Annotated in this window: 6 protein-coding genes; 4 read left to right on the top strand and 2 right to left on the bottom strand. The window is 44.8% G+C overall.

All coding sequences use genetic code 11. The features are described 5' to 3' along the window. Window positions 1-280 precede the first annotated feature (280 nt). On the top strand, window positions 281-1,603 hold the full coding sequence (locus tag QO187_RS08895) for an O-acetylhomoserine aminocarboxypropyltransferase/cysteine synthase family protein (protein WP_371548071.1): 1,323 nt from the start codon (window positions 281-283) through the stop codon (window positions 1,601-1,603). Between the two features lie 116 nt (window positions 1,604-1,719). Here QO187_RS08895 and QO187_RS08890 read toward each other — a convergent pair whose 3' ends face one another. Together QO187_RS08890 and rsmI are read right to left on the bottom strand one after the other, a co-directional pair. Next, complete coding sequence (locus QO187_RS08890) at window positions 1,720-2,739, bottom strand: adenosine kinase (RefSeq protein ID WP_102093969.1); 1,020 nt, start codon at window positions 2,737-2,739, stop codon at window positions 1,720-1,722. A 54-nt stretch (window positions 2,740-2,793) separates the two neighbouring features. Next, window positions 2,794-3,750, bottom strand: coding sequence for a 16S rRNA (cytidine(1402)-2'-O)-methyltransferase (gene rsmI / locus QO187_RS08885; protein WP_371548069.1), 957 nt, complete (start codon window positions 3,748-3,750; stop codon window positions 2,794-2,796). A gap of 143 nt (window positions 3,751-3,893) precedes the next feature. Here rsmI and QO187_RS08880 point away from each other — a divergent pair, with 143 nt between their 5' ends. The 3 genes from QO187_RS08880 (at window position 3,894) to QO187_RS08870 (ending at window position 6,680) form a co-directional block, all read left to right on the top strand. After that, window positions 3,894-4,379, top strand: a complete 486-nt coding sequence (locus QO187_RS08880) for a YraN family protein (protein ID WP_371548067.1) — start codon at window positions 3,894-3,896, stop codon at window positions 4,377-4,379. A 267-nt stretch (window positions 4,380-4,646) separates the two neighbouring features. Further along, the gene (locus tag QO187_RS08875; RefSeq protein WP_371548065.1) at window positions 4,647-5,447 is read left to right on the top strand and encodes a BON domain-containing protein; all 801 of its coding nucleotides are present in this window, start codon (window positions 4,647-4,649) and stop codon (window positions 5,445-5,447) included. A gap of 237 nt (window positions 5,448-5,684) precedes the next feature. After that, window positions 5,685-6,680: an alpha/beta hydrolase gene (locus QO187_RS08870; protein ID WP_371548063.1), complete on the top strand. Its 996-nt coding sequence runs from the start codon at window positions 5,685-5,687 to the stop codon at window positions 6,678-6,680. The last annotated feature ends 61 nt before the right edge of the window (window positions 6,681-6,741 follow it).

Raw genomic sequence — 6,741 nt, 5'->3', positions numbered from 1 at the left:
ATGCCTCAGCAGGGACAGGTAGCCATATTGTAAATAGTATCAATGAGTTACAATGTGGCTTATCCCGAACTGGGGTTAGTATAGATATGCCTGTTTGGTTTGCTGCTTATGAATATTTGTCATGAAGAGATGAGTATTTTGCTATTCTTTTAATAAAGAAGCTGAGTTATGATGAACTCAGCTTTTTTTATTGCTATGATTTAGCAGACAGTTTTTTAAGATGACTTTTGAGCGATACGTCGTCAATAAATCATCTTTTATCAAAATAAAGGAATGTACTATGAGTGATGGATCAGCAGACCAGCAAACAGCTCAACAATTAGAAACCCCTCAACGTCTTGAGACCTTAGCGATTCATGCCGGCTATAGTGTAGAGCCAACGACCAAAGCAGTCGCTGTGCCTATTTATCATACCAGTTCATATGCGTTTGATAATACTCAGCATGGTGCAGATCTGTTTGATTTAAAAGTTGCAGGCAACATCTATACTCGTATCATGAATCCGACCAACGCGGTGCTAGAAGAGCGTGTGGCTGCGTTAGAAGGCGGTATCGGTGCGCTTGCCGTAGCTTCTGGTATGGCTGCCATTACTTATGCGATTCAGACTATTTGCGAAGCAGGCGACAATATCGTCGCTGTATCAACGCTATATGGCGGTACTTACAATTTATTTGCCCATGCATTGCCGCGTCAAGGTATCGAAGTGCGCTTCTTTGATCATAAAGACCCTGAAGCCATTCGTGATCTAATCGATGATAAGACCAAAATGGTGTTTGCCGAGAGTATCGGTAACCCGCTAGGTAATATTGTCGATATTCAAGCGCTCAGTGATGTCGCTCATGAATACGGCGTACCTGTCGTGATTGATAATACGGTGGCGACGCCTGCGATATGTCGTCCATTTGAGTTTGGTGCAGATATTGTGATTCACTCATTGACCAAGTACATGAGTGGTACGGGGACGTCAATCGGTGGTGCGATTGTTGATAGCGGTAAGTTTACTTGGGGCGATTATCCTGAGCGTTTCCCGCTGTTGAATACGCCAGATCATAGCTATCATGGAGTCAACTTCGTCAAAGACGTAGGCGCGCCAGCCTTTATTGCCCGTGCCCGCGTTGCGCCATTACGTAATACTGGCGCAGCCCTCAGCCCGCTCAATGCTTTCGGTATCTTGCAAGGTATGGAGACGCTAAGTCTACGTATGGAGCGTCACGTGCAAAATGCACAAGCCGTGGCAGAATATCTGCGTGACCATGATAAAGTTGCTTGGGTGAAATATGCAGGTCTGTCTGACCATCCTGAGCACGAGCTTGCCAAAAAATATATGAAAGGCACGCCTTCTGCTATTTTGACCTTTGGGGTGAAAGGCGGTCTGGAAGCAGGAGCGCGCTTTATCGATGCGCTGCAACTGATTACACGTCTAGTCAATATCGGTGATGCCAAATCACTAGCCTGTCATCCAGCGACGACCACGCATCGTCAGTTAAATGAGCAAGAGCTAGCAAATGCAGGCGTGAGTACAGATATGGTGCGACTCTCGATTGGTATCGAACATATTGAAGACATCAAAGCCGATCTCGCCCAAGCACTAGCCACTGCTTAACAACAAGCGCTTATTAAATTGAGCAAACTGTTTGAACAAGTCTGAATGATATAAAAAAAGCCCATATCGATTTGATATGGGCTTTTTGTTTTGCGTCCAACAGATGTGTTTAACAATTAAGCAGACAGTACACGCTGCGCGATATCTCGATAATCCTGCGAGGCAAGACGCGGTCCAAACTGCTGAATAACTTGTGCTGATATTTCGCTGGCAAGACGACCGCATTCTGGCAGACTATACTGCTGCGATAGTGCATATAAGAAAGCACCAGCGTAGTTATCGCCTGCACCGTTGGTATCGATGACGTTGGCCACTGCTGGTGTTGCAACGTCATGGACTTCAATTTCTGCTTCGTCAGTAGGCTGGTGAGCGATTACCGCACCGTTGGCACCATCAGTGACAACTGCTGTTTGGCAGTATTCAAGCAGGGCACGCGCCGCTGCTTTGACTTGTTTTTTATCCGTAAAAAGCTTGGCTTCTTCACTATTACAAAATATCACCGCCACTTTATTGCCGAGCATATTAAGTAGGCCGTCTTTGGCAAACTTCACTACAGCAGGATCCGCAAAACTCACGGCGATTTTTGCATTATGAATACCAGCTTGTTGGCGCAGTTGCGTCATTGCTGGTTGGATGCTTTCAGACATGGCCAAATAGCCTTCTAAATATAGCCAGTCTGCTTGCGTCAACGCATCAAAATCAACATTGTCAGCTGCGATTTCGCTTGAGGTGCCAAGATAGGTCTGCATGGTACGCTCGCCATCTTCGGTGACAGCCACCACGCAGGAGCCGGTCACGCCGCCTTCATGGATAGATTTGTCTGAGGTTGCGACGCCTGCTTCGTGCAAGTCTCTGAGGTAAAACGCCCCTTGATCGTCATCACCGACGCGGCAAGCATAAAACGGCTTACCGCCGAGGCTAGCGAAGGTAAACATCGTATTGGCTGCTGAGCCACCGCCGGCTTGTTTTGATGGCTCAATCTCAGCCAACTTAAAGTAAGCAAGTAGTTGCTGCTGCTCCTCAAACTCTGCTAGTGTCATATTACCTTTGGTCAGCTCGGTCTCTTCTAGCGCAGCATCTGACAGCACATACTCGTGATCAACCAACGCATTACCTATCGCCATTACATCGTACATTGCTTACCTCTCTTCAATTAATTTATAAACAGTTATCTTTCTTATAGTTAAAAACTAGTCAGCTTGTAACTCTAGTAAACGCTGATAAAGTGCATTCTTTTTTACACCAGTGATATCAGAGGCCAGCGCGGCTGCTTTTTTGACCGATAGATCCTCTAGCAAACGCTGTAGCAATTTATCATGGGTACTGATGTCGTCAGTATCCTTTGCGACACCGACGCCAGCGACGACCACGACGATCTCACCGCGTTGCTGATTGTCGTCTGCTTTGACAAACTCGACCAACTCGCCAAGGGTGCTTTTATGTACCGTTTCAAAGGTTTTAGTTAATTCACGGCAAAAAGTCACTGCGCGGTCTGCACCAAATATCGTTGCCATGTCTTCTAGACTAGCTACGATACGATGCGGCGCTTCATAAAAGATTAAAGTTTCAGTACGTGCGATTAGATCGCTCAGCTGTTTTTGACGACCATGGGTTTTGGCGGGCAAAAACCCAATAAAACTAAATCGATCAGAAGGCAATCCTGCTACTGACAATGCACCAATTGCAGCAGAAGCCCCAACGATAGGTGATACGGTCACGCCAGCTTCATGCGCGGCTTGCACCAGTTGATAACCTGGATCGCTGACTAGAGGTGTACCTGCATCACTAATCAAGGCAACCGAATGACCTTGCTTAATCATTTCGATAATTTTGGGCGTTTGAATGGCGCTATTATGTTCGTGGTAGGCCCATAGCTTATTGTGACCTTTTTGCTTGGCGGTTGTGTCATCATTTTCGATACTACTTTTGACAGGACGAGTCTCTGAGTCTTTTGTCTCGTCACCTTTGCTGCCTTTGGTATCGATGCCAAAATGTGACAGTAGTTTACCTGAGGTGCGGGTGTCTTCGCAGGCAATAATGGCGACCTGCTTTAAGATATCAATTGCGTGCGAAGTCATGTCGGACATATTGCCAATCGGCGTGGCAACGATGTAGAGACAAGCTGGCATCGCAGTAGGGGTAGACATGAAAACCTCGGGTCGTTAAAAAGACGTTAAAAAATAATAGTGCGCTAGTATGTACAGTCGCTATCTATGGTTTTTCACTCAAATAACGAATGAGGCAATCGATAGATTTTGAGAGTAGAATGCGCAGAAGTGGCTAGTTTAGCATGTTGTGCTATGATAATTCTCAAATGTTAATCAGACCAATTAACCTTATGCCTAATCATAATCCCTTAATCTTAACCTCACCAAAACAGCGTCAAGGCAGCCTGTTTGAGCAGCAGGCGTGTGAGTATTTACAAGCGCAAGGGTTAAGGTTGGTCGCACAAAATTGGCAACAGCCAAAAGTAGGTGAGTTGGATCTGGTCATGATTGAGACAGGTTTAGCATGGTCAACACTAGTATTTATTGAAGTTCGCCAGCGCAAGTCTTCGAATTATGGCGATGCGGCACTCAGCGTGACAGCAAGCAAACAGCGCAAAGTTATTAAGACAGCGCAGTCCTTTTTACAGCAGCATCCTGAGTATGCTCATTATGATTGCCGGTTTGATGTCATTGCTTACAACACAATGAGTAAGTCAAATTCAAGAAGTGAGCAGTTAGACCATCAACCAGAATGGATTCAAAATGCTTTTATAGCCAGTGCATGGTAATAGAATAAGTAAGATAGATGCTGCCAAATGAAGCATCTAACCACATCTGACAAGTAAGGTTCGTTACTAAAAAGCTAACCGCTGATGGCCAAAATTAAGTAAAGTAGCGGTTATAGTCAATTTTCTATAAATCAGATACAGTATTAGCTTACAGCTAAGTTTAGCTCATCACTACTAGAGCATGTTTTCTTTAAAATAAAGACACGGCCTAGATTAAGATTTGTTCAATTTATAAAATTGTCACAACCATGTTTTAAGAGGTAAATAATGACACGGATGCATTTGCGCACTGCTATTTTTGGTTCATCACGCCGTATTACGACTGGCATTATGATTGCTGCCTGCGTTGTCAGTACAGGTTGTGCCACCAACTATCTGACCAACAGTACAGAAGGGACTTACGGTGTGCCAATGACTGAGCGCACGATTCCGCAGCGTCTGCTCGATCGTAGTATTGAACATACTGCCAAAATCAATGTATACGGGCTAAAAGAAGACTTGCAGCAAACCAGTCGTATGGGTATCGATAGCTTCAATAGCGAAGTACTGCTCACAGGTGAAGTGCCAACTGAAACGCTCAAAGCAGAAGTAGAAAAAGTCGTTAGCTCTATGCCAGATGTACGCCGTGTCTACAATGAGATGGAAGTGAGTGCGTCAAAAGGGTATAGCTCAACGGTTCATGATGGTTATATCACTTCAAAGCTACTGGCGAAAATAGCCGCCAGCGATGGTGTGAGTGCGTCACAAATTAAAGCCGTTACCAATAATGGTGTGGTCTATATTATGGGCCGTATGACACCTACTCAGCAGAGTCATTTGATTGATATCGCCAATGGTACTGTTGGAGTCACTGAGTTGGTATTGCTGACAACTGTCGTTGACGATAGAGGGGTGAAAATAAATAATGATGACATCATGTATGAGAATAATTTGGCCAATCCTGCAGTAGCGCCAGCTGCCCAAGATACTACTATCGGCACGGCAACGCCTATTGCCATAACAGAAGAAGAGGCTACTACTACTCAGCCGTCTTCAAGCCCTTATATTGATCTTTATCAGAACCAGTAAGCATCCTTAGTTCGCCATGCAATAAAGGACGTTAATCACAATAAGCCTAAATAGTGATAACAGTAAAGGCACGAGAAATCTTCAGCTAGTGAGTACTATATCAATAGTAAAACGTAGCAGAGTCAGCGCATTAGCCAACGATACTAATATCAAACACACCATTGGCTAATGGATGAACCATTATCGCTGTGAGTCTGTTACTACTGATTGATAAATAAATATAATAGGATACTGGTCATGAAGGATTCACAGGCAAATATACAACCAAATGAAGAAAAAAGCGTCATTGGTAATATAGGCATACACAATAAACCTGCTCATAAGAAAACGCGAACGTTGAGATTTGGCGGTGCGGCAATATTGGCATTGGGCAGTATCGCGTTAGCCACGCAAAACGCACAGGCACTATCGCCGTTGGCTATCGTCAATGGGATTACTTCTAGTGGCGGCGTTGGGGTGAGTAAGGACATCTTATATGGTGATCAGCCTTCACAAGACCTAGATATCTATTATCCAAAACCGCTAGCACAAGCAATGAAATCTCAAAGTGCTATTAATACTAGCTATCCTATGGTGGTATTTGTCCATGGTGGTTCATGGGAGAGCGGCAATAAAGAACAATACGCATTTGTCGGTCAGAGCTTAGCCAAAGCAGGGTATGTCACCGCAGTGATTAATTACCGTAAAGCGCCTGAGCACGTCTATCCTGATTATGTCAAAGATGCAGCTCAGGCAATTGCTTGGAGTATTGAAAATGCGACCAGTCTCCATGCAGATCCGTCACGCCTAGCGGTAATGGGGCATTCTGCTGGCGCGTTCAATGCTGTTGCAGCCGTTGCCAACGAAGACTTTTTGGCGCCTTATGGTATTAAGCCAACAGATATTGCAGCCGTTATTGGGATTGCGGGTCCTTATAGCTATGATTTCCGTAAGTTCAGTAGTGCAACAGCGTTTGGCCCCAATGCCACACCTGATGAGGTGATGCCAGATCGTCAGATTAAAGGTGCACAGCCGCCATATTTGTTATTAACCGCTGAAAAAGACAAAATTGTACATGTGACCAATACAATCAAAATGACAGAAGCGTTTAAAAAAGCAGGCGTAACCGTTGAAACGGGTGAAATCGAAGGGGCCAGTCACGCAACCAGTATTGGTGCGATGGCACCGCCGCTACGCTGGGTAAATGATGTGCGTGCGCAAGTGTTGACATACTTGGATAAAAAGCTCAAATAGCTTATTACTATGTATATCGACTTACTATGTATATCGACGACTTTTGACCGTTTAATTGATA

The organism is Psychrobacter sp. Arc9 (assembly GCF_041431295.1).
Taxonomy (GTDB): domain Bacteria; phylum Pseudomonadota; class Gammaproteobacteria; order Pseudomonadales; family Moraxellaceae; genus Psychrobacter.
The sequence above is the reverse complement of the archived record's forward strand: the minus strand, read 5'-3'. Positions and strand labels throughout refer to the sequence as shown.